This window comes from Stagnihabitans lacustris (assembly GCF_025950525.1).
In the GTDB taxonomy this organism is placed as follows: Bacteria; Pseudomonadota; Alphaproteobacteria; order Rhodobacterales; family Rhodobacteraceae; genus Stagnihabitans.
On sequence record NZ_JAPDGS010000013.1, the window covers coordinates 19,606 to 42,202 of the forward strand.

At 66.1% G+C, this 22,597-nt stretch carries 23 protein-coding genes; 17 read left to right on the forward strand and 6 right to left on the reverse strand.

Translation table 11 applies throughout. The annotated features are described in order from the left end of the window. Positions 1-14: 14 nt before the first annotated feature. The gene (locus NX862_RS18350) at positions 15-1,061 is read left to right on the forward strand and encodes a substrate-binding domain-containing protein (protein WP_264495394.1); all 1,047 of its coding nucleotides are present in this window, start codon (positions 15-17) and stop codon (positions 1,059-1,061) included. A gap of 33 nt (positions 1,062-1,094) precedes the next feature. Here the strand turns inward: NX862_RS18350 and NX862_RS18355 are convergent, their stop codons facing one another. Continuing rightward, positions 1,095-1,664 carry a DUF1190 domain-containing protein gene (locus tag NX862_RS18355; RefSeq protein ID WP_264495395.1) on the reverse strand — a complete coding sequence of 190 codons (570 nt, stop codon included), beginning with the start codon at positions 1,662-1,664 and terminating at the stop codon, positions 1,095-1,097. Between the two features lie 11 nt (positions 1,665-1,675). Then, a complete protein-coding gene (locus tag NX862_RS18360) occupies positions 1,676-2,899 on the reverse strand; it encodes a glutathionylspermidine synthase family protein (protein WP_264495396.1) in 1,224 nt (407 codons plus the stop codon). A 224-nt stretch (positions 2,900-3,123) separates the two neighbouring features. Between NX862_RS18360 and NX862_RS18365 the strand changes: the two genes are divergently transcribed. The 7 genes from NX862_RS18365 to NX862_RS18395 are packed head-to-tail and all read left to right on the forward strand — an operon-like array spanning position 3,124 to position 10,892. Continuing rightward, the gene (locus tag NX862_RS18365; RefSeq protein WP_264495397.1) at positions 3,124-4,200 is read left to right on the forward strand and encodes a transporter substrate-binding protein; all 1,077 of its coding nucleotides are present in this window, start codon (positions 3,124-3,126) and stop codon (positions 4,198-4,200) included. Then, complete coding sequence (locus NX862_RS18370) at positions 4,197-4,796, forward strand: ANTAR domain-containing response regulator (RefSeq protein ID WP_264495398.1); 600 nt, start codon at positions 4,197-4,199, stop codon at positions 4,794-4,796. The genes NX862_RS18365 and NX862_RS18370 overlap by 4 nt, the downstream gene beginning before the upstream one ends. Continuing rightward, positions 4,789-5,646: an ABC transporter permease gene (locus NX862_RS18375; RefSeq protein WP_264495399.1), complete on the forward strand. Its 858-nt coding sequence runs from the start codon at positions 4,789-4,791 to the stop codon at positions 5,644-5,646. The genes NX862_RS18370 and NX862_RS18375 overlap by 8 nt, the downstream gene beginning before the upstream one ends. After that, positions 5,646-6,563 carry an ABC transporter permease gene (locus NX862_RS18380; RefSeq protein WP_264495400.1) on the forward strand — a complete coding sequence of 306 codons (918 nt, stop codon included), beginning with the start codon at positions 5,646-5,648 and terminating at the stop codon, positions 6,561-6,563. Before NX862_RS18375 ends, NX862_RS18380 begins: the two co-directional genes overlap by 1 nt. Before the next feature lie 18 nt (positions 6,564-6,581). Next, complete coding sequence (locus tag NX862_RS18385) at positions 6,582-8,192, forward strand: ABC transporter substrate-binding protein (RefSeq protein WP_264495401.1); 1,611 nt, start codon at positions 6,582-6,584, stop codon at positions 8,190-8,192. 1 nt (position 8,193) lies between these two features. Next, on the forward strand, positions 8,194-9,153 hold the full coding sequence (locus NX862_RS18390) for an acetamidase/formamidase family protein (protein WP_264495402.1): 960 nt from the start codon (positions 8,194-8,196) through the stop codon (positions 9,151-9,153). Continuing rightward, positions 9,150-10,892, forward strand: a complete 1,743-nt coding sequence (locus tag NX862_RS18395; protein WP_264495403.1) for an ABC transporter ATP-binding protein — start codon at positions 9,150-9,152, stop codon at positions 10,890-10,892. Before NX862_RS18390 ends, NX862_RS18395 begins: the two co-directional genes overlap by 4 nt. On the opposite strand, the gene NX862_RS18400 is transcribed toward NX862_RS18395, so the two are convergent. Then, positions 10,889-11,575, reverse strand: a complete 687-nt coding sequence (locus tag NX862_RS18400; RefSeq protein WP_264495404.1) for a GntR family transcriptional regulator — start codon at positions 11,573-11,575, stop codon at positions 10,889-10,891. The genes NX862_RS18395 and NX862_RS18400 overlap by 4 nt on opposite strands. Positions 11,576-11,786: 211 nt before the next feature. Here NX862_RS18400 and NX862_RS18405 point away from each other — a divergent pair, with 211 nt between their 5' ends. The 8 genes from NX862_RS18405 (at position 11,787) to NX862_RS18440 (ending at position 18,637) form a co-directional block, all read left to right on the forward strand. Beyond that, on the forward strand, positions 11,787-12,761 hold the full coding sequence (locus tag NX862_RS18405) for an ABC transporter ATP-binding protein (protein ID WP_264495405.1): 975 nt from the start codon (positions 11,787-11,789) through the stop codon (positions 12,759-12,761). A gap of 15 nt (positions 12,762-12,776) precedes the next feature. Beyond that, complete coding sequence (locus tag NX862_RS18410) at positions 12,777-14,042, forward strand: ABC transporter substrate-binding protein (protein ID WP_264495406.1); 1,266 nt, start codon at positions 12,777-12,779, stop codon at positions 14,040-14,042. 66 nt (positions 14,043-14,108) lie between these two features. Further along, entirely contained in the window at positions 14,109-14,972 is an 864-nt protein-coding gene (locus tag NX862_RS18415; protein ID WP_264495407.1) for an ABC transporter permease, read from the forward strand. Then, entirely contained in the window at positions 14,973-15,812 is an 840-nt protein-coding gene (locus NX862_RS18420) for an ABC transporter permease (RefSeq protein ID WP_264495408.1), read from the forward strand. It begins immediately after the preceding gene. Then, on the forward strand, positions 15,809-16,459 hold the full coding sequence (locus tag NX862_RS18425) for an aspartate/glutamate racemase family protein (protein WP_264495409.1): 651 nt from the start codon (positions 15,809-15,811) through the stop codon (positions 16,457-16,459). The genes NX862_RS18420 and NX862_RS18425 overlap by 4 nt, the downstream gene beginning before the upstream one ends. A 56-nt stretch (positions 16,460-16,515) precedes the next feature. Beyond that, on the forward strand, positions 16,516-17,415 hold the full coding sequence (locus NX862_RS18430) for a polysaccharide deacetylase family protein (protein WP_264495410.1): 900 nt from the start codon (positions 16,516-16,518) through the stop codon (positions 17,413-17,415). Between the two features lie 15 nt (positions 17,416-17,430). Continuing rightward, the gene (locus NX862_RS18435) at positions 17,431-17,706 is read left to right on the forward strand and encodes a hypothetical protein (RefSeq protein ID WP_264495411.1); all 276 of its coding nucleotides are present in this window, start codon (positions 17,431-17,433) and stop codon (positions 17,704-17,706) included. Next, a complete protein-coding gene (locus NX862_RS18440; protein WP_264495412.1) occupies positions 17,699-18,637 on the forward strand; it encodes a CobW family GTP-binding protein in 939 nt (312 codons plus the stop codon). The genes NX862_RS18435 and NX862_RS18440 overlap by 8 nt, the downstream gene beginning before the upstream one ends. On the opposite strand, the gene NX862_RS18445 is transcribed toward NX862_RS18440, so the two are convergent. Next, the gene (locus NX862_RS18445) at positions 18,638-19,636 is read right to left on the reverse strand and encodes a zinc-binding alcohol dehydrogenase family protein (RefSeq protein WP_264495413.1); all 999 of its coding nucleotides are present in this window, start codon (positions 19,634-19,636) and stop codon (positions 18,638-18,640) included. Positions 19,637-19,639: 3 nt separating this feature from the next. Continuing rightward, on the reverse strand, positions 19,640-20,719 hold the full coding sequence (locus NX862_RS18450) for a mannitol dehydrogenase family protein (RefSeq protein ID WP_264495414.1): 1,080 nt from the start codon (positions 20,717-20,719) through the stop codon (positions 19,640-19,642). An 87-nt stretch (positions 20,720-20,806) separates the two neighbouring features. Between NX862_RS18450 and NX862_RS18455 the strand changes: the two genes are divergently transcribed. Continuing rightward, complete coding sequence (locus NX862_RS18455; RefSeq protein ID WP_264495415.1) at positions 20,807-21,700, forward strand: sugar kinase; 894 nt, start codon at positions 20,807-20,809, stop codon at positions 21,698-21,700. Here NX862_RS18455 and NX862_RS18460 read toward each other — a convergent pair. Further along, the gene (locus tag NX862_RS18460) at positions 21,685-22,587 is read right to left on the reverse strand and encodes a GntR family transcriptional regulator (protein WP_264495416.1); all 903 of its coding nucleotides are present in this window, start codon (positions 22,585-22,587) and stop codon (positions 21,685-21,687) included. The two genes, NX862_RS18455 and NX862_RS18460, sit on opposite strands and share 16 nt — an antisense overlap. Positions 22,588-22,597: the final 10 nt, after the last annotated feature.

Here is a 22,597-nt window from a genome sequence, read left to right on the forward strand (position 1 = left end):
AGGGAGGAAACCACATGCTGAAACGGACTTTGCTGCAAACTCTGATCACGGGCACGATCCTGGCCGCCACCAGCCTTGGCGCCTTGGCGCAAATGGCCTTTGACGGCCCAACCACCGGCCCCAAGGCGGCCGAGGGCAAGACCATCGTCGTCCTGGCGGGCGACCTGAAGAACGGCGGCATCCTGGGCGTCACCACCGGCATCGAAGAAGCCGCGGCCAAGATCGGCTGGGAGGTCAAGGTTCTGGACGGCGCGGGCTCGGTGCAAAGCCGGTCGGCGGCGGTCGGTCAGGCGCTGGCCTTGGGCCCGGCTGGCATCGTCATCAACGGCTTTGACGCCGCCGAACAGCAAGCGGCGCTTGAGGGCGTGACGGCTGCTGGCATCCCGATGGTGTCCTGGCACTCGGGCCCCAAGATCGGCTGCGACGCGCCGGGCGGGATCTTTGCCAATGTCTCGACCGATGCGATGCAGGTGTCGGACGTGGCGGCGAAATGGGCGATTGACGATGCGGGCGGCAAGCCGGGCGTGGTGATCTTCACCGACTCGACCTATCAGATCGCCATCGACAAGGCCGACCGCATGAAGGCCGCTATCGAAGCGGCGGGCGGCACGGTGCTGGAATATGTCGATACGCCCATCGCCGAGACCTCGACCCGGATGGGGCCGCTGACCACGACGCTGTTGCAGAAATACGGCGCCACCTGGACTCATTCGCTGGCGATCAACGACCTGTATTTCGACTTCATGGGGCCGTCGCTGGCGGCCGCTGGGATCGACGGCAAGGGCGCGCCCAAGGCGGGCTCGGCTGGGGACGGTTCGGAAGCCGCCTTCCAGCGCATCCGCACCGGTCAGTATCAGGCCGTCACCGTGGCCGAGCCGCTGAACCTGCAAGGCTGGCAGCTGGTCGACGAACTGAACCGCGCCATCTCGGGCGAGGCCTGCTCGGGCTATGTCACGGCGCCCGCGCTTGTGACCGAAGAGGGCCTGTCCAAGACCGAGGGCAACGCCTTTGACCCCGACAACGGCTATCGCGCGGCCTATGCCGCGATCTGGGGCAAGTAAGCCAACCGGCCCGGGGGTGTCAAAGCCTCCGGGTCAACCCGCCGATGTGCGCCCACCCGCGCTGGCGCCAAAGCCGCCGCGGGCCTTGACCGTCGCGGCCGACATCGGCGGCTTGCCGACGGTCGCCGCCGGGCGGTCGAACTGCGAGGCCCCCAGCTTGCCCTGACCCAGGTTCGTCGCATAGGTCGCCCGACCCGCTGCATCGGAAAACCCGCCCGCGGCCGAGCGGTAAAGCGGCTGCGCCACCGTCCCGCGGTTCAGCATGTTGCCGATCAGATAGCCCGCCATCAAGGGCATGAAGATGCTGCCCCCGCCGCCATTTCCGTCCGCGGCCTCGACGCAGGCTTCCTCGCCGTGCTGCTCCTCGCAGACAACCTTGGCGTCATACCGCGGGGCGGAGTCCTGGTGGATCGCCTGCGCCTCGGCATAGGCCCGGTCGCAATCGGCCGCAGTAAAGTCCTGCCCCCCCAAGGCGGCCGAGGCCTTGCATGTCGCAAGATCCGGAAAGGCCGAGGCGTCGACCTCGTCTTCGCCGCAACCGGCAAGGGCAAAGGCCGCCGCGCCAAGGATGCAAAGCGCCACCCGATCCGAACGTTTGCGCATGGAAATTCCTTTCAATCCAGAATGAAATGAGGCTTGAACCGCGACAGGTCTTGCGTGATGCGGCTTTCGTCCTCGCGCAGCGCCATGCCAACGCAGCTTTCCCCCACGACCCAGGCGCCGACCACCGGGCGAAAGCCGTCAAAGACCGGCAGGGGATGATAGGCCTGCACGATCTTGGGATGGGCGGCATAGGTGGCGTCGGTCGAAGCCTCTGTGACCGCGCCGGCCTCGATGATCGACAAGGACGCCCCCTCGCGGGAAAACAGCGGCTTGATGACATGGCCGCGCGCCAGGGCATCCGCCGCCCGACCGAAGGCCTCGGCCGCGAGGGGATTGGCATAACCCCCGGCCAGCGCCCCCGCGACATCAGCATGGAAAAACGCGGGCAACAGGTTCGGGTGGCCCTCGAACATCTGCCACAGGACCGGCAGGATGCCCTTGTTCGACACCAGGGCCTTCCAGGGCGGCTCCAGGAACTGACAGCGCGACGCGGCCAAAGCCGTGGCAAAGGGATCGCGCAGCAGGTCTTCCCAGGGGTAAAGCTTGAACAGGGCGCCGATCACCCGGTCCTGATCATCGGTGAACTGGCCCTGATCGGACAGGCCGATCTTGTCCAGGTCGCAGTAATGCGCGCCCAACCCGGCCTCACGGGCGGCCCAGGCCAGGGCCTCGACCGTGGCGTAATCCTCGGGCGTGTTGGCCATGGCGGTGAAATGCAGATGCGCGCCGGGGGCAAGGAGCGCGCGGAACCGGTCCACCAGCGCCTCATGGATGCCGTTGAACTGGTCGGCCCCCGCAGGCAGGACACCCGCGGCCAGCTGCTGCTCCAGCCAGGCCCATTGGAACGAGGCGCTTTCATACAGCGACGTCGGCGTATCGGCGTTGTATTCCAACAGCTTGGCCGGCCCCTGCCCGTCATGCGCCAGGTCAAAGCGGCCGTAAAGCTCGGGCTGACCCTGGCGCCAACTGCCCGCCACCAGGTCCCAATGCGCCTCGGGGATGGCCAGCCGCGTCATCAGCTCGGCACTGTCCAGGATCTGCGCCACGGCCTCGCGGCACATGGCGTGCAGCTCGGTCGCGGGGTCCTCGATCTGGGTTTCGACCTCGTGCAGGGTGAATTGATAGGCCGAGGTCTCGTCCCAATAGGGCGCGCCATACATGTCGGCAAAGCTAAAGCCGACCTCTTCGGCCAGCTGCCGCCAATTGGGCCGCTCGGCCAGGGTGATTTTCTGCATGACGCCTCCGGTCCCGGCTGACATAGGCATCCACCTCCGATTAGACCAGAGCGCCGCGCCGCATTTTCGGGCAAATGCGGATTTCCCGGCCCGGCCCGTCACAAAGCCGTTGCAACCGGTCCGCCACAGGCTATCCTGACCACTCTACATCATCCTTTGGCAATCGCGCCCCCGACAGCACATCCCTGCTGGCCCGGGGCCTATTGTATTCCACGGAGTGCCGCGTGACCAAACGACGCATCGACATCGGTTTGCTTTACTCGCGGCAGGGCAGCTATTCCCTGATCTCCGAGGCCTGCCGGTCGGGCGCGCTGTCGGCCATCGCCCAGATCAACGCCGATCCCGGCATCGACCTGTGTTTCGTGCCCGTCGAGCGCGACCCCGAAGGCAATGTCGACCTGTATGGCCCCCTGTGCGAAGACATCCTGAACCAGGGCGCGCGCCATGTCATCGGCTGCGTCACCTCATGGTCCCGCAAAGAGGTCATCCCGACGCTGGAACGCCACGGGGCGACGCTGTGGTATGCGGTGCCGTATGAGGGGTTCGAGGCCTCGGATCATGTCGTCTATACCCATGCTTGCCCGAACCAGCATCTGTTGCCGCTGTTGGATTGGGTGATGCCCGCCCATGGCCGCCGCGCCTATCTGACCGGGTCCAACTACATCTGGGGCTGGGAGATGAACCGCCTGGCCCGTGAGCGCATCACCCAAGCCGGCGGCGAGATCCTGGGCGAACGTTACCTTCCCATCGGCTCCCGCGATGTCGCCCGCATGATCGAGGAGATCCGCGCCACAAGGCCGGATTTCGTGATGAACGCGCTGATCGGGCCGTCGTCCTACGAATTCCTTGCGGCCTATGCGGCTCTGGGGCGGCAGGATGCCGATTTCGCCGCTGCGCGCCGTCCGGTCCTGTCGTGCAACATGACGGAATGTGAATTGCCCGCCATCGGTCCGGCCGCCGAAGGCCTGGTGGCCGCGGGCCCCTATTTCCGCGGGGTTGCTGGCTGGCCGGATGGGGGCCGCTTCGGCTCCAGCCACGAGGCGGCGGCCCATGTCGCGGTGTGCGAGCTGGCCCGGCTGCTGGCCCATCGCCCCGGAGCCGAGACCCTGCCCCTGTCGCAGCTGCTGGAGGGGGCGGGCGGCATCATCGACCCCGGCACGCATCACACCGCGCTTCCGGTGCTGATCGCGCGGGTCGAACAGGGCGCCTTTCGCCTGATCCACCGCCGCGCCGCCGTTCAAGGCGACCCCTATCTGACGCGGCAAGCCCCGCCCGCCGCCGTCCTGAGGCTGGTGCAATGAGGCGCATCCGCATCCCCACCCTGGGCGGCGCGCGGGCCCTGATCCTGCACCGCCCGCATCCCACGGTTCAGGCCCTGTCGCGGCAACTGTCCGCCATCGGGCTGCAGGTCCAAGAGGCCTGGCCCGAGGCCGGCCCCGAGGCATTGGCCGCCGACTATGTCTTTTTCGACGCCGATATGGGGCATGACGGCATGTTCCCCTGGGCACCCGGCCAAAGCCCGATGCCGATGGTGGCGCTGATTGGCTCCGAGGCGCCGGGGCGTATCGAATGGTCCTTGCGCGCGGGCGCCCATGCGCAACTGTTGAAGCCGGTGGGCGACAATGGCGCCTATTCCGCCTTGCTGATCGCGCGGGATGCCTTTGACGCGCAAAAGGCGCTGTCGGCAGAGATTGCCGATCTGAAACGGCGGCTGGACGGGCGGCAAACCGTGGTCCGCGCCGTGACTTTGCTGGCCGCGCGGGGCAAGACCGAGGAACAGGCCTATACCCAGCTGCGCCAGATGGCGATGGCCTGGCGGATCAGCTTCGAGGATGCCGCCGCCCGCATCGTGGCCAGCAGGGATGGCGGCCCGGATGGGGAGGTGCTGGATGGCTGAACCCAGTGCCCTCCGCCGCCTGATGGCGCGCAAGATGGCCGTCTTTGGCATGGTCGTCATCGCCTTGGTCGTCGTGGCCAGCGCGCTTGCCCCCTGGATCGCCCCCTATGCGCCAGAGGAACAGCTTTTCGACGGCCTGACGCTGGAAGGCGCGCCCCTGCCCCCCGGAGGCGCCTTTGTCATGGGCACCGACCTTCTGGGCCGCGACCTGTTCACCCGGCTGCTGTACGGCGCGCAGACCTCGTTGATCATCGGGGTGCTGGCCAATGGCATCGCGCTGTTGATCGGGACCTTGGTCGGCATCGTGGCGGGGTTCTATCGCGGCTGGCTGGGTGGCCTCTTGATGCGCTTTACCGATCTGATGATGGCTTTCCCGGCGCTGTTGCTGGCGATCTGCCTTTCCGCGATCTTCCGGCCCTCGCTGTGGATCGTGGCCCTGGTCATTGCTTTGGTGAACTGGGTGCAGACCGCGCGGGTGATCTATACCGAGACGACATCGCTTGCGACCCGCGACTTCATCGCGGCTGAACGGACGCTCGGCGCAGGCAACGCCCGCATCCTGTTCCGCCACATCCTGCCGCATCTGGTGCCGACGATCATCGTCTGGGGGACGCTGGGGATTTCGACGACGGTTTTGCTAGAGGCGACGCTTTCCTTCCTGGGCGTCGGGGTGCAGCCGCCCACGCCAAGCTGGGGCAACATCATCTTCGAAAACCAGACCTATTTTCAGGCCGCGCCCTGGCTGGTCTTTATCCCCGGCGCCGCGATCATCGCTTTGGCTCTGGCCTTCAACCTGGTGGGCGACGCCTTGCGCGACGTGTTGGACCCGACACAAAGGGGGCGCGACTGATGGTCTATGTCACCCGCCGCCTGGTGCAATCGGCGCTGATCCTTTTGGGCGTCAGCTTCATCACCTTTGTTCTGCTGTTTGTCCTGCCCGCCGACCCCGTGCGCCAGATCGCAGGCCGCGCCGCCACCGCCGCCACGGTCGAGAATATCCGCGCGCAACTGGGCCTGGATCAGCCTTTCCTGATCCAATACGGCCGCTACCTTCTGGGCCTGATCCAAGGCGACCTGGGCCGCAGCTATCTGCAAAAGACCGAGGTCGCGGAGCTGATCGGATCAAGGCTGCCCGCCACGCTGCTTCTGATGGCGGCGGGGATCGTGGCGGAACTGATCCTGGGCCTGACCATGGGCATCGCCGCCGCGCTTTACCGAGGCCGCGCGCTGGACCAGGCCTTGATGATGACCTCTTTCGTGACCGTCTCCGCCCCGCAATTCGTGGTCAGCCTGCTGCTGCTCTATGTCTTTGCCGTGCAGCTGGGCTGGTTCCCCATCGGCGGCTATGGCACCTTTGCCCATCTGGTGCTGCCCGCCGTCACCCTGGGGATTCTTGGCTCGGGTTGGTATGCGCGGATGATGCGGTCGTCGATGATCGAGGTCCTGCGCGCCGACTATATCCGCACCGCCCGCGCCAAGGGCCTGACCCGGGCCCGTGTCGTGCTGCGCCATGCGCTGCCCAATGCCATCCTTCCGGTGATCGCCATGATCGGCATCGACATCGGCGTCTTTATGGGCGGCATCGTGGTGGTGGAGAGCGTCTTCGGCTGGCCGGGCATCGGCCAGCTGGCCTGGCAGGCGATCCAGCGCGTCGACATCCCCATCATCATGGGCGTCACGCTGGTTTCCGCCCTTGCCATCGTCCTGGGGAACCTCTTGGCCGACCTGATCGCGCCGCTGATCGACCCCCGCATCAAGCTTAAATAACCCGACAGGAGAGAGACAATGAAGAAACTGCTTGCCTCCACCGCCCTGCTTTGTGCCCTGGCCATGCCTGGCCTCGCGCAGGACTACACCCCCGATCCCGCCGCCAAGGCCGGGGGGTCGATCACCGTCACTTACAAGGATGACGTGGCGACGCTGGACCCGGCCATCGGTTACGACTGGCAGAACTGGTCGATGATCAAGTCGCTGTTTGACGGGCTGATGGATTATGTCCCCGGCACCACGACCCTGCGCCCCGGTCTGGCCGAAAGCTATGAGATCAGCCCGGATGGCCTGACCTACACCTTCAAACTGCGCCCCGGGGTCAAGTTCCACAATGGCCGCGAGATGACGGCCGAGGATGTGCGCTATTCCCTGGGCCGCGTCACCGACCCCGCCACGCAATCGCCGGGCGCGGGCTTTTTCGGCTCCATCGCCGGGTTCGACAAGGCCGGACCCGATGGCCTGTCTGGCGTCGAAGTCATCGACCCGCTGACGGTGAAAATCACCCTGTCGCGTCCCGATGCGACCTTCCTGCATGTCATGGCGCTGAACTTCGCCAGCGTTGTGCCGAAAGAGGCGGTTGACGCCGCCGCCGGCGATTTCGGCAAGATGCCGGTCGGCACCGGCGCCTTCAAGCTGCAGGAATGGACCCTGGGTCAGCGCCTGGTCTTCGCGAAAAACGCCGACTACTGGCGCGCGGGCGTGCCCTATCTGGATCAGGTGGTGTTTGAGGTCGGCCAAGAGCCCGTCGTGGCCCTGCTGCGTCTGCAAAACGGCGAAGTTGATGTCCCCGGCGACGGCATCCCGCCCGCCAAGTTCACCGAGGTGATGGCCGACCCCGCCCAGGCGGCTCAGGTCGTCAAGGGTGGCCAGCTGCACACCGGCTATATCACGCTGAACGTCGGCATGGCGCCCTTTGACAAGGTCGAGGTCCGCAAGGCCGTCAACATGGCGATCAACAAGGACCGCATCGTCCAGATCATCAACGGCCGCGCCGTGACCGCGACCCAGCCCCTGCCGCCGTCGATGCCGGGCTATACCGAAGGCTACGCCGGTTATGCCTTTGACGTCGACGCCGCCAAGGCCTTGCTTGCCGAAGCCGGTCTGGCGGATGGGTTTGAGACTGACCTTTACGTCATGAACACCGACCCGAACCCGCGGATCGCTCAGGCCATCCAGCAGGACCTGGCGGCGGTGGGCATCAAGGCCAACATCCAGTCGGTCGCCAGCGCCAATGTGATCGAGGCCGGCGGCGCAGGCACCGCGCCGATGGTCTGGTCGGGTGGCCTGGGTTGGATCGCGGACTTCCCCGATCCGTCCAACTTCTATGGTCCGATCCTGGGGTGCGCCGGTGCGGCCGAGGGCGGCTGGAACTGGTCCAAATTCTGTGACGAGGCTCTGGACGCCAAGGCCGTCGCCGCCGACAGCCTGTCCGATCCGGCCAAATCCGCCGACCGTCTGGCGCTGTGGTCCGACATTTACCAGGGCATCATGGAACAGGCCCCCTGGGTCCCGGTCTTCAACGAGGAGCGTTACACGCTGAAGTCCGACCGCATGGGCGGCGCCGATGCGCTGTATGTCGATCCGGTCTCGATCCCCGTCAACTATGACTATGTTTTCGTGAAATAACATGTGCAAAGCCTGCGACTATACGATCCACGGGGCGCAGCACCATTTCGGCTGGGACAATTCCATTGTCCCGGCCCTAAGGGTGGACCCCGGCAAGACCATCCTGTTTCACTGCAACGACAGTTCGGCGGGCCAGCTTGGCCCGTCCTCTACCGTGGCCGATGTGGCGACTTTGGACTTCGGCAAGATCAACCCGGTCTCGGGCCCGATCTATATCGAAGGCGCCGAAGCAGGCGACGCCGTCAAAGTCACGATCGACAGCTTTGCGCCCCGGTCGTTTGACGGGCGCGGCTTTGGCTGGACGGCAAATATCCCGGGCTTTGGTCTGCTTTCGGATCAGTTCCTGGAACCGGCGCTAAAGGTCTGGAGCTATGATCCCATAGCCCTGACGCCCGCGCTTTGGTCGGATCAGGCCCGCGTTCCGCTGAAACCCTTTGCCGGCACCATCGGCAACGCCTTGGCGGAAAACGGCCTTCACTCTGTCGTCCCCCCCCGCCGCGTCGGTGGCAACCTGGACATCCGCGACCTGGCGGCGGGCACCACGCTTTACCTGCCGGTCGAAGTCGCGGGCGCTTTGTTCTCCGTCGGCGACACCCATGCCGCGCAAGGCGACGGCGAGGTCTGTGGCACGGCCATCGAAAGCCCGATGGATGTCGTCCTGACCTTGGACCTGATCAAGGGCGCGCATCTGAAAACGCCGCGCTTCACCACCCCCGGCCCCGTGACCAACCACCTTGACGCCAAGGGATACGAGGTCACGACCGGCATCGGCCCCGACCTGATGACGGCCTCACGCGATGCGGTCGCCCATATGGTCGACTTCCTTTGTGCCACGCGCGGCATGGCGGCAGTCGAGGCCTATATGCTGGTGTCGACCTGCGGCGACCTGCGGATCAGTGAAATCGTCGACATGCCGAACTGGGTCGTCTCTTTCTACTTCCCGCGTTGCGTCTTCGAATGACCGACCTGCAAAACATCACCGGGGGCGAACAGGCCCCGGTTCTGACGGTGCAACACCTCACCGTCTCGGTCCGCACCGAGGGCGGCTTGCGCCCGCTTGTGCAGGACCTGTCCTTTACCCTGAACCGGGGCGAAACGCTCGCGATTGCCGGCGAGAGCGGGTCGGGCAAGTCGATCACGTCGCTGGCCATCATGGGGCTTTTGCCGCCGCCTGCGGTGCGCATCACCGGGGGCCGCATCGCCTTGGGCGCGACCGACCTGGCCGCCCTGCCCGAAGCGCAGATGCGGAAAATCCGCGGCGACCGCGTCGCGATGATCTTTCAGGAACCGATGACCAGCCTGAACCCGGTGCTGACCGTCGGCGCCCAACTGACCGAGGCGATCCGCGCCCATGAGCCGGTCAGTCGCGCCGAGGCGAAAGCCCGCGCGATCAAGGCCCTGACCGCCGTCCGCCTCTCGCAACCCGAACGCCGGATGACCCAGTTCCCGCATGAGCTTTCCGGCGGGATGCGCCAGCGCGTGATGATCGCCATGGCGCTGGCCCTGCGGCCCGAAGTGCTGATCGCCGACGAGCCCACGACCGCGCTGGATGTCACCGTCCAACGCGAGGTTCTGGACCTTTTGCGCGACCTTCAGCGCGAGATGGGGACCGCCATCATCCTGATCACGCATGACATGGGCGTCGTGGCCGAAATGGCCGACCGCGTCATCGTGATGAAAGCGGGCCGCATGGTCGAAGAGGCCCCGGTAGCCCGCCTTTTCACCGCGCCCAAGGCCGATTACACGCAAAAGCTGCTGGCCGCCGTGCCCCGCATGGGTGGCCCGGACCGGCCGGCGCCCATGGCTGCTCCGGTCGCCTCGCTGCGGGATGTCGTGGTCCGCTTTCCGATCCGCGGCGGGATGCTGAGCCGCGTCGTGCAAAATGTCCATGCCGTCGAACATGTCAGCTTTGACATTCCCCAGGGCCAGACCTTTGCGCTTGTGGGCGAATCCGGTTGCGGGAAATCGACCATCGCCAAGGCCTTGGTCGGGCTTGCCCCGCATCAGGGACAGATCACCGTGGCGGGCCAGACCGTAACCGAGACCATGCCCCGCGCCCTGCGTGCCCAGGTGCAGATGGTCTTTCAGGACCCGATGGCGGCGCTTGATCCGCGCATGACCGTGGGCGACCTGATCGCAGAGCCTCTGGTGATCCACGGCCTGCCCCATGCCCGCGACCGCGCCGCCGACCTGATGGCGCGAGTGGGCCTGTCGAAGGATCAGCTTGACCGCTATCCGCATGAATTCTCGGGCGGGCAACGTCAGCGCATCTGCATCGCCCGCGCGCTGGCCCTGAACCCGCGGTTGGTGATCGCCGACGAAAGCGTCTCGGCGCTGGATGTCAGCGTTCAGGCCCAGGTCCTGCGGCTGTTGCAACAGCTGCAAGACGAGATGGGGATGGCTTACCTGTTCATCAGTCACGACATGGCGGTGGTCGACACGATCGCAAGCCGGGTGGCGGTCATGCATCTGGGTCAGATCGTGGAAATGGGGACGCGGGCGCAGGTCTTTGGCAACCCGCAGCACCCCTATACCCAAAGGCTGATCGAGGCGGTGCCCCAGCCCGACCCCACCGCCCGACGCCCCCCCCTGCCCCGGCTTGCGGGCGAGGTGCCAAGCCCGCTGCATCCCCCCGGCCAAGGCCCCGCGCGCCTGCGCCTGATCGACCGCGGCGCCGGGCATCTGGTGGCCGAAGCCTAACCCGCCAAGGCCTCGCGCAGCGACCGCGCCACCGCGGTGTTCGGCCCCAGGTCCAACGAGGTCAGCAGATCCAGCAGATGGCTTTTCATCAGCTCTTCGGCCAGGTCGCCATTGCGCGCGGCGATGGCCTGGATCAGGTCATGATGCGCATGGCTTTCGCACAGCGCCTGACGCCGCCGCCAATACAGCGCGATGATCAACGAGGACCGCGCGACCAGTTGTTCGACAAAGGCCGCAATCGTGTCCTGATCCGCGATCCGCGCGATTTCGACGTGAAAGGCGCCCGACAGAAACAACGCCCGCCCCGCCTTGCCCGCATCCAGCGCGGCGTGTTCCTCGGCGATATGGCGGTGCAGCGCGGCGATATCCTCGGCCGTGGCGCGCAGGGCCGCCGACCGCGCCGTCCGCGGCTCCAGCAGGGCGCGGGCCTCAAAGACCTCTCGCGCCTCGCGGATCGACGGCTGGGCGACAAAGGCCCCCCGGTTGCGCTTCAGGTCCACCAGACGCTCATGCGACAGCTGTTGCAGCGCCGCCCGGACGATGGTGCGCGACACGCCAAAGATCTCGCCCACCTCGTCCTCGGACAGCTTGGCGCCGGGGCTTAGCCGGTGTTCATGGATCGCCTGCGCCAGGCTTTCCGCCAGGCCCGCCGCCGTCGTCTCTTTCGGTGATGTCAAATCCATCGGGCGCTCCATCCCTGTCTTTTGCGTGAGGCGAGCTGGCGGGGCAAGGGGCTACGTCGGATTGTATACAATGTTGCACGAAATCGGGCACGGGGTCCGCCACGGTGCAGAAAAACCGGGCGGCGAAGAATTTTCACCCTGCCGCGTATCGAATTTCGGTGATGCCGCCCCCCGACCGCTTCAGCCTGATCCCAAGGACAAGGAGCGCGCGATGCGGGGCAAGAACGATCTGGAGCTGGTGGCGCTGACCAAGCGCTATGGGGGGACGACGGCGGTCAACGCGGTCAGCCACCTGTTTGCGCCGCAAAGCTATGTCTGTCTGCTGGGGCCCTCTGGCTGCGGGAAAAGCTCGACCCTGCGGATGATCGCGGGACATGAAACGGTGTCGGACGGGTCGATCCTGCTGGACGGGCAGAACATCGCCCATCTGCCGCCCGCGGCGCGCGGCACGGCGATGATGTTCCAAAGCTATGCGCTGTTTCCCCATCTGTCGTGCAAGGACAACGTCGCCTTTTCGCTGAAGATGAAGGGCGTTGACCGCGAGGCCCGCCACGCCCGCGCGATGAAACTGCTGGACCTGGTGGACATGACCCATCTGGCAGACCGCTTGCCCGCCCAGCTTTCGGGCGGTCAGCAACAGCGGGTGGCCCTGGCCCGCGCGCTGATCACCGAACCGCGGGTCCTGCTGCTGGATGAACCCCTGTCCGCGCTGGACCCTTTCTTGCGCATCCGGATGCGCGGAGAGCTGAAGCGGCTGCAACGCGAGCTTCAGATCACCTTCATCCATGTGACCCATGGCCAGGACGAGGCCTTGGCCCTGGCCGATGAGGTCGTCGTGATGAACAACGCGGTGATCGAACAGGCGGGCAGCGCCCGGGATGTCTGGGGGGCGCCGCGCACCGAATTCGTCGCGCGGTTTCTGGGTGGCCATAACGTCCTGTCGCTGGCCCAGGGGCGCTTTGCGCTGCGCTCTGATGCGGTGCGCATCGACACCCAAGGCGTCGAGGCCGTCGTGACCCATGTGGAATTCCAAGGCGCGCATGTCGCCCTGACCGCGCGGATGGCGGGGGATCAAGAGATCCTCGCCCATATCCCCGAGGCCGCCTTTTACGCCGATCCGAAATCCCCCGGCGAGGCTTTGCGCCTGACCTGGGACGAGGCCCAACTTCACAAACTGACCGCATGACAGAGAGGGAACACAATGAAAAAGAACCACTATTCGCGTCGCAGCCTGCTGAAGGGCGGCGCTGCTGCCGTGGCGGCCTCGGCTTTCCCGGCGCCGATGATCTGGGCGCAGGACATCAAAGATGTCGTGTTGCGCCAGGCCGGAACCGGGGTTTCCGCCTATAACGAGGTGGCCGCCAAGGTCAAAGAGGACCTGGGCTTTACCCTTGAGATGACCGCGCTGGACAGCGACGCCGTGACGCAAAAGGTCGCGACCCAGCCGGACTCTTATGACATCGCCGATATCGAATACTGGATCTGCAAAAAGGTCTGGCCAACCGGCAACCTGCAGGCGATGGACACGTCGAAAATCGCCAATTACGACAAGATCGTCGGCATCTTCATCGACGGCAAGCTGGCGCCTGACTCGGTCATCGCCCAAGGCACCGCGCCCCATACGGTCGGCTTCACCGATGCGGTCGACGGCAAGGCTTTCGCGGCCTCGCCCACCGGCTTCATGACCTTGATCCCGACGATCTACAACGCCGACACGCTTGGCATCCGCCCCGACCTGATCGGCCGCCCGATCGAATCCTGGGCCGAGCTTTTGAACCCCGAATTCAAGGGCAAGGCCTCGATCCTGGATATCTCCTCCATCGGGATCATGGATGCCGCCATGGTCTGCGAAGCCATGGGCGAGATCAAATACGGCGACAAGGGCAACATGACGACGGACGAGATCGACAAGACCATGGCGATCTTTACCGAGGCCAAAAAGGCGGGCCAGTTCCGCAGCTTCTGGAAGTCGTTCGATGAATCCGTCAACCTGATGGCCTCCGGTGAGGTCGTCATTCAGTCCATGTGGTCGCCCGCCATCGCCGCCGTGCGCTCGAAAGGCATCGCCTGCACCTATCAGCCGCTGAAAGAGGGCTATCGGTCTTGGGGCGGCGGTCTGGGTCTTTCGGCTGGCCTGTCGGGTCTGGCTCTGGATGCTGCTTATGAATACATCAACTGGTATCTGTCGGGTTGGGTCGGCGGGTTCCTGATGCGTCAGGGCTATTATTCGGCCGTCCCGGAAACCTCCAAGGCCTTCATGTCCGAGGACGAATGGGGCTTTTGGTATGAGGGCAAGGCCGCGGCGGGCGATATCCTGTCGCCGCAAGGCACGGTCATGGAAAAGGCCGGCGCCACCCGCGACGGCGGCGCCTTCGTCGACCGCATGGGCAAAGTCGCCTGCTGGAACTCGGTCATGGACGAGAACCAATACATGGTCCGCAAGTGGAACGAGTTCATCGCCGCCTGATGGCTGGCTGAGACATGGGCGCCCCCTTACCCGGGGGCGCCGCTTTCCCCAAGCCAAAGGGTCGCCATGCAACGCATCCTGAATTCGCGCCACCTGACGGGCTGGCTTCTTGCCGCGCCTCTGGTCGTGGTGCTGGCGATCTTCCTGGTCCTGCCGGTCCTGATGATCGTCGTGGTCAGCTTCTGGCAAGCGACAGAGTTTTCCATCGTCCCGGCCTTTGACCTTGGGAATTACGAATTCCTGTTCACCTCGCATGTGACGCTGGATGTCTTCTGGAACACCTTCCGTTATGCGCTGATCACCTGGGCCTTGACCCTGGGCATCGGGTTCACCGTCAGTTGGTTCCTGGCCTTTCACATCCGCAGCCAGACGACCCAGGTGGCGCTGGCTTTGCTGTGCACCGTGCCCTTCTGGACGTCGAACATCATCCGGATGATCTCTTGGGTGCCGTTTCTGGGCCGCAACGGGCTGGCCAATCAGGCCTTCCTGTCCATGGGCCTGATCGACGCGCCGCTGGACTGGCTGTTGTTTTCAGATTTCGCCGTCATCCTGGCCTTTGTCCACCTGAACACCGTCTTCATGATCATCCCGATCCTGAACTCCATGATGCGCATCGACCGTTCCTTGCTGGAGGCCGCCCGCGACGCCGGCGCCTCGCCGTTCCAGATCATGACCAATGTCGTCATCCCACTGTGCAAACCCGGGATCATGATCGGGTCAATCTTTGTGCTGACCCTGGTGATGGGTGACTTCATCACCGTGCGCTTCATGTCCGGGTCGCAATCCGCCAACGTAGGCCGCCTGATTTCCAACGACATCGGGCTGTTGCAATACCCTTCCGCCTCGGCCACCTCGGTCGTCCTCTTGCTGACCGTGCTTCTGGTGGTGGCCGGGATGCTGCGCCTTGTCGACATCAGAAAGGAGCTTTGAATGGAGCCCCGCTCGCGGTCTTTCTATGCCCTGGCCGCCTTCTTCGGCCTTTATGTCCTGTTCCTGTATGGCCCGACGATCACCATTGGCATCCTGTCCTTTCAGGGCGTCGACGGAGGCCTGACCTTCCCGATGCGCGGCACCTCGCTGAACTGGTTCCGCGAGCTGTTCATGCAACAGGCCGTCGGCGACATCTGGGGGTCGTTCTTTCGCTCTCTGACTTTGGGGATCATGGTCATGGTGACGACCGTGGTCGTCTCGGTCATGGGGGGGCTGGCCTTCCGCAAGCGCTTCAAGGGCTCGGCGGTGCTGTTTTACCTGGTCATCGCGGCCTTGGTCATCCCCTCGATCCTGGTGTCGCTGGGGGTGGGGCTGGTGTTTTCCCAAGCCGGCATCCGCACCCATTGGGCGACCTCGGGCTTTGGATCGCAGCTGACCTGGACGCTGCCTTTCGGCCTTCTGGTCATGTTCGCCGTCTTCAACCGGTTCAACCGCGCCTACGAGGAGGCGGCCCGCGATCAGGGCGCCACCCCCTGGCAAGTGGTGATCCATGTCGTCGTGCCGATCATCGCGCCCTCGCTGATCGGGGTGGCGCTGTTTGGCTTCACCCTCAGCTATGACGAATTCGCCCGCACGCTGCTGACCTCGGGGTCAAGGAACACCCTCCCGCTGGAAATCTACGGCATGACGACCAATGTCACGACGCCGGTTATCTATGCCCTGGGCACGCTGACCACGCTGTTTTCCTTTGTCGTTATCGGGGTCTTCCTTTTGGCCGTCAAACTGCTGGGCGCGCGGCGCGCCGCCAAAGGCAATGACGCCGGAAGCGGCCTGGTATGAGGATCACCCTGATCAACCCGAACTCCACGGTGGCCATGACCGACAAGGCCGTGCAGGCCGCCCGCAGCGTCGCCCCTTTGGATGACATCACCGGCGTCACCTGCCACGCCTCTCCGCCCGCGATCCAGGGACCAGAGGACGACGCGCTGTGCCGCCCCCATGTGCTTGCCGAGGCCGCCATGGCCGAGGCCGCCGGCGCCCAGGCCATCGTGATCGCCTGTTTCGACGACCCCGCCCTGGCCCAGGCCCGGGCCGCGGCCAAGATCCCCGTCATCGGCATAGGTGAGGCCGCCTTTCACGCCGCCATGCTCTTGGGCGGGCGCTTTTCGGTCGTCACCACCCTGCCCGTCGCCATCCCGGTGATCGAGGCCAACCTTGCCCGCTATGGCATCACCGCCTGCACCCGCGTCCGCGCCGCGGGCATCGCCGTGCTGGACCTGCAGGAACCCGGCGGTCATGCGGCGGCCAAGGTCTCGGCCGAAATCGCCCGCGCGGTGGCCGAGGACGCGCCCGGCGCCGTGGTCCTGGGCTGTTCCGGCATGGCCGACCTGGCCGCGGGCTTTCGCGCAACCCATGGCCTACCGGTGATCGACGGTGTCGCCGCCGCCACCCTGCTTGCCCGCGCCATGGTGCTTTTGCGTGGCTGACCCCCCCCTTGCTGACCGCCCCCCTTGCTGACCCCAAATACCCGTTGGAGAGCCCGATGAAAAAGATCTACTGCGCCTTTGGCACCGATATCGACTCTGTCGCCGGCTGGATCGGCAGCTATGGCGGCGCCGACAGCCCAAGCGACATACAGCGCGGCATCTTTGCCTCCGAAGTCGGCATCCCGCGGCTGTTGCGGCTGTTCGACCGGTATGGGCTCAAGACCTCGTTCTTCATCCCCGGCCACAGCCTTGAAACCTTCCCCAAGGAAATGGAGATGATCCAGAAGGCCGGCCACGAAATCGGCGCCCATGGCTATCTTCACGAAAACCCCATCGCCATGACGCCCACCCAGGAAGAAGACGTGCTGGTCAAGTCGATTGACCTGATCAAGGCCCTGACCGGCCAGGCCCCGCGCGGCTATGTCGCGCCCTGGTGGGAGATGTCGCAAAACACCGCCGCCCTGCTGCTGAAACACGGCTTCCGCTATGACCACAGCCAAGGCTACCGCGACTTCCAGCCGTTTTACGCGCGGGTGGGCGACAGTTGGACCACGATAGACTACACGAAACAGGCGCGCGACTGGATGCATCCCTTGAAGCATGGCCATGAAATCGACCTCGTCGATATCGCGGCGAATTGGTATGTCGACGACCTGCCACCGATGATGTTCATGAAAAAGGCGCCGAATTCCCATGGCTTCGTGAACCCGCGCGACATCGAACAGATGTGGCGCGATCAGTTCGACTGGGTTTACCGCGAGATGGATTACGCGGCCTTCTGTTTCACCATCCATCCCGATGTCGCAGGCCGCCCCCAGGTGCTGCTGATGCTGGAGCGGCTGATCGAATACATATCGAAACACCAGGGCGTCGAATGGGCCCCCTTCGAGGTCATCGCCGAGGATTTCCGCGCGCGCTATCCCTTTGCCGGGGCCGCCCGCCCCGCGGTCATTTGACGAGGGGTTCATCTGATGTGCATGGCTTGCGGCCATCCCCAGGCGCCCGGCCACTGGACCGAGGCGGGCGCGCAGTCCCCCGGCGCCCGGCTGCGCGCCCGGGCCGAGGCGGCGGGCGTGCTGGACCGGCTTTTGCGGCCCCTTGGGCTGCGGGTCGACGATTGCCACCCGGTGCCGGGCTATCGGCTGGCCCATGTCACCGGCGCCGTCCTGATCGTCCAAACGCCCGAGGACCTGTGGCAAGGCGTCGAAAGCCTGCTGGGCCGACCCTACGATCCGCTGCATGACTGACCACACCGATCCTGGCACCCGTCTTGGCCTGACGATCCTGGGCGGCTACCTGGGCGCGGGCAAGACGACCTGGGCGCGCCATCAGCTGCACCTGGGCGCCTTTGGGCCGGGCGTCCATGTGCTTGTGAACGAGGCCGCCCATGCCGGCGTCGATGACCAGCTTTTGCCCGGCCCCGCGCAGGATGTCACGCTTCTGGCCGGCGGCTGCGCCTGTTGCATCGGCCTGCCCCGGCTGATCGCTTCCCTGCGCGACCTGTGTGACCGGCGCAGCGCGGGGCGTCATGATCTGGGCCATATCCTGCTGGAGACCTCGGGCCTGGCCGATCCCGGCGCCATCGCCCGCGCCTTGGCCGCCGATCCGGTGCTGACGCGTCACCTGCGGATCACGGCGATCATAACCCTGGTCGATGCGCAAAACGGGCTGGACCAACTGGCCCGCGATGCGCGGTTTCAGGCCCAGGTGGCGGCGGCGGATCGGCTGATCCTGACCAAGACCGAAACCGCGCCGCCCCGGGACCTGGCCACGCTGTGCGCAGCCCTCTCCCGCCTGAACCCCGCCGTGCCGCCAGAGGCCGCGCATCTGGGCCAACCCCATCCCCTGCCCGACCTGCCGCCCCCCGGCCCCCTGCCCCTGCTGGCCGACGGAGTCCTTGACCTGACCCTGGTGGAACTGGACCTGCCGCCGGTCAACTGGACGCGCTTTGCCCTGTGGCTGTCGGCGCTGTTGCATCTGCGCGGCGAAGGTCTGGTGCGGGTCAAGGGGCTGATCCCCGGCCCCGATGGCACGATCCTGCTGCAGGCCGTCCACCGCCATGTCCAACCGCCCGAGATCCTGCCGCCGCAGGATGGCCCCGGCCATATCGTGCTGTTCGGTCAGGGTCTGGATGCCGCCACCCTGACCCGCGCGCTGCAGCGCTTTGCCACAGCCTGACTACTGGGGCGCGATCTGCACCAGCGCCTTGATGATCCCGCCGCGATCCTGCGCCAGAACGCCGATCCGCTGCGGCAACTCCGCCAACGGCAGGACGGTCGAGATCAGCGCCCCGCCATCCACCGCCCCGGACCGCAGCGCCGCCATCACCGCCTGGAAATCGACCGCCAGCGCGTTGCGGCTGCCCACCAGACGCATTTCCCGCTTGTGGAACTCGGCATCGTTGAACCGCAGATCATCCTTGACGACCGAGATCAGGACATAGGTCCCGCCATGCGCGACCAAGGCAAACCCCGCCTCCATCGCGCCGGGATTGCCGGTGGCATCCATGACAACGTCAAAGCCGCCCTCGGGCACATTCCCGGGCCGGTGCAGATGCGCAAACCCCAACCGCCCCGCCGCCGCAAGCCTTTGATCGGACAGGTCCATCACATGAACCTCGGCCCCGGTCGCCCGGGCGAACAAGGCCGCCCCAAGGCCGATAGGCCCCGCCCCCGCCACCAGCACCCGGTCGGCGCCCGTCATATCAGAGCGGCGCACGGCATGGGCGCCGATGGCCAGGAACTCGACCAGGGCCGCCTGATGCGCCGAAAGCCCCGTGGCGTCGATCAGATTGCCCGCAGGCACCGCGATCCGCGCACAGATGCCACCGTCGCGATGCACGCCCAAAACCCCGATGTTCATGCAGGCATTGGGCTTGCCCCTGTGGCAGGCATGGCAGGTCCCGCAGGCGATATAGGGGTTGATCACCACCAATTGCCCCGCCGCAAAGCCATGGCCGCCCGAAGTCACCCGCCCCGAAAGCTCGTGACCGATAACCCGGGGATAGGCCAGATAGGGATGCTTGCCCTGAAAGATGTGGTAATCCGTGCCGCACAGGCCCGCGGCCTGAATATCAACCAAAAGCCAGCCCTCGGGCGCCTCGGTCGGAAGCGGGCGCTGTTCCAGCACGAAACTTCCGGGTTCGGGGCAAAGGCCACAGAGCATCATATCGGGCATCGGTCAGCCCTCCTTCAGGGCGGCGGTCAGGCGGGGTTGGCGGCCTGCAAGGCCAAGATCGGCGGCCCAGGCCAGAAAAGCCCCGATCCGCCGCTCCAGCTTTTCGGCATGGTTCTGCGCGATGTCGGACAGGCGGTGGTCCAGGTATGGATTGGCAAACCGGTCCAGCGTTTGCGCAACATAATCCGGCGCGCTGGCATCGCCCGCGGCGGCAAAGACCGGCAGAACCTCATCCGCGTAAACCGCCTGCAACGCCCCGCGCCAGGCCGGATCGGCCAGCAGGTCGCGCACATGGTCCGCCCCACCCCGCGCCCGCCATTGCGACACCAGCCAGCTGTGGCCCAGGTTCAGGATATACAACTTCCGCCGCTCGATCGGGCCAAGGTCGGCCACGACCTGCACCGCGGGATGGCGCACCGGCAGGATCAGACCCGGGCAATCCTGGATCGCCCACAGCGCATAGGGCTCGGCCACCGCCCCCGCAGGCTCCAGCGCGGCCGAAACGATGCGGTCGACCAATGAGGTCACAAAGACCTGACCCGCGACCCATTCCGCAAAGGCGCCGTCCAGGGCGCGGGCCAGGTCCAGCACCCGGGCGCGCAGAACCTGACCATTCTGCGCCACCAGTTCCGTCGGCATGATCTGCACCGGCGCGCCCCCGGCCTGATGGCGGGCGCGCAAAAGATGGGTCAGCTTGGCGGGCCAGGACATCGCCTGATCAAAGACCGCGCCCCCATCGGCGGGCTGCGCCACCAACCCCTTCTCCGAGGTGTTCGACAGGATGATCCGCGCCTCATGTGCCCCGATCCGGCAGACCTCGGGCCAATCGGTCGCCGTGGACAGCGTCCGCACAACCGAGGTCACATGCACCGCGCGCCGCACGGGCTGGCCGTTTTCGATCCCCTGCACGCGGACCTGAAAGCCCTGCGCCAGCGCCCCCAACCGCCCCGCCCGCCCGGCATCGCCCGAGGATTGCACCACCGTCACCGGCCCCAGCGCCTCTGTCCCCTCGGTCAGGAACAGGTCGGCATGGGCCTGCAAGAAGCGACTTGTGCCGAATTGCAGGATCGGGGTTAGTGTCATCACGGGATCTCCGGGCGGGGTCCTTGTGCTGCGGTCCTGCCGGGTTATGTTTTTTATGATACAAGACCGAAAGTCAAGCGAGGCGCGATGCGGATCATATGTGCGGGCGAGGCGATGGCAGAGCTGCGCCAGACCGAAACCGGCTTTGCCGTGGGATTTGCGGGGGATACGTTCAACACCGCGGTTTACCTGCGCAAGCTGGGGCATCAGACAGGCTACCTGACCCGCATCGGCCAGGACCCGATGTCCGACGGCTTTCTGGCGGCGGCGGCGGGGCATGGCGTCGACACCTCGGCCATCGCCCGCGACCCTGCCCGCCATCTGGGCCTTTACGCCGTGCGCACCGATGCGGCGGGCGAGCGGTCGTTTTCCTATTGGCGCGAAAGCTCTGCCGCGCGGCTGTTGTTCCAGCACCCGGCCGAGCTGACGGCCCTTGCCCGCGCCGATGTGCTGCTGATGTCGGGGATTTCGCTGGCCATCCTGTCGCCCGCCGCGCGGGAGGCGGTCTTTGCCCGGATCGCGGACCTGCGCGGCCGTGGCCTGCGCTTTGCCTTTGACAGCAACCACCGCCCCCGCCTGTGGGAAAGCGCCGAAACCGCCCGCCGCGTGATGGAACGCGCCTTTCGGCTGGCCGATATCGCGCTGCCTTCGGTCGATGATGAAATCGCGCTGTGGGGCGATGCCGATGCGGGCGCGGTCCTGACGCGGCTGCGCGGCTGGGGCTGCCTGCAGGGCGCGCTGAAATGCGGCGCCGCGGGGCCTTTGCCGCTGGACCCGCAGGCGCCTTTGCCGCAGGGCCTGCGCCCGGCCCTGCGGGTCGTCGATACGACGGCGGCGGGCGACAGTTTCAACGCGGGCTGGCTGTCGGCCCATCTGGCCGGCCGCGCCACCGCGCTGCAAGAGGGTCACGCGCTGGCCGCGCATGTCGTGGGCCAACCCGGCGCCATCGTCGACCTGACCGGGTTTCACCCCTTGGCGTGACCGCGCAGCGACTGCAAAAGGGTCTGCTTGGCCGTCGCCAGATGCTCTTCGGCGGCCTTCAGCGCCCCTGCCCTGTCGCGCGCCTTCAGCGCCGCAATCAGCCCCAGATGTTCGGTCAAGGCCGCGGTGTTGCGCGCCCGTTCATCCGATTTGTCCCATTGGAAATGATAGTGAAAGATCAAGGCGATGACCTTCTGGAACTCGGCCGCGAACCGGTTTTGCACCGTGCCGGCCAAAGCGCGGTGAAAGGCCTCGTCCAACAGGGAAAAGTCGTGGAACCGCGTCTCCATCTGCGCGGCCAACGCGATATGGCGCGCCTCCAGCGCGCTTAGCTCGGCCCAGAACGGATGCGCCTCGGGCAGGGTCGCGGCATGGGCGACCGCGTTCAGCTCCAGCATCATGCGGAACTCGCACAGCTCTAGCGCATACTCCAGCGTAAAGCCCAAAAGCCGCCAGCCGCCCCGTGCCCGCCGCTCGACCAGGCCAAAGCGACCCAGCGCGGCAAGGAACTCTTGCACCACATGCGGCGTCACCTGAAACCGCCGGGCCAGATCGGCGACGTTCAACACCGTGCCCGGCGCCACATCACAGCGCAAAACCCAGTCCAGGAACTGCCGCTCCAGCTCGGGCGGGCTGGGCGGCTTGCGCGGGGGCTCCAGCCGGTCGGCGGGCAAGGGCGCGCGGATCACCCGCTTGGCCCGCCCCTCCCAGGCGATCAGACCCAGGCCGCGCGCCCGCTCCAGCACGGCGCGCACGACGGTGCGGCTGACCCCCAAGGCCCCCGCCATGCCAAGCTCTGACGGCAAGGGCGCCCCCGGCGTCAGCGTGGCGCAAAGGTCCAGGAACCGGTTGTGCGCCGCGCGGAACCGCTCATCTGTGCGCGACATGCGGCCCCCC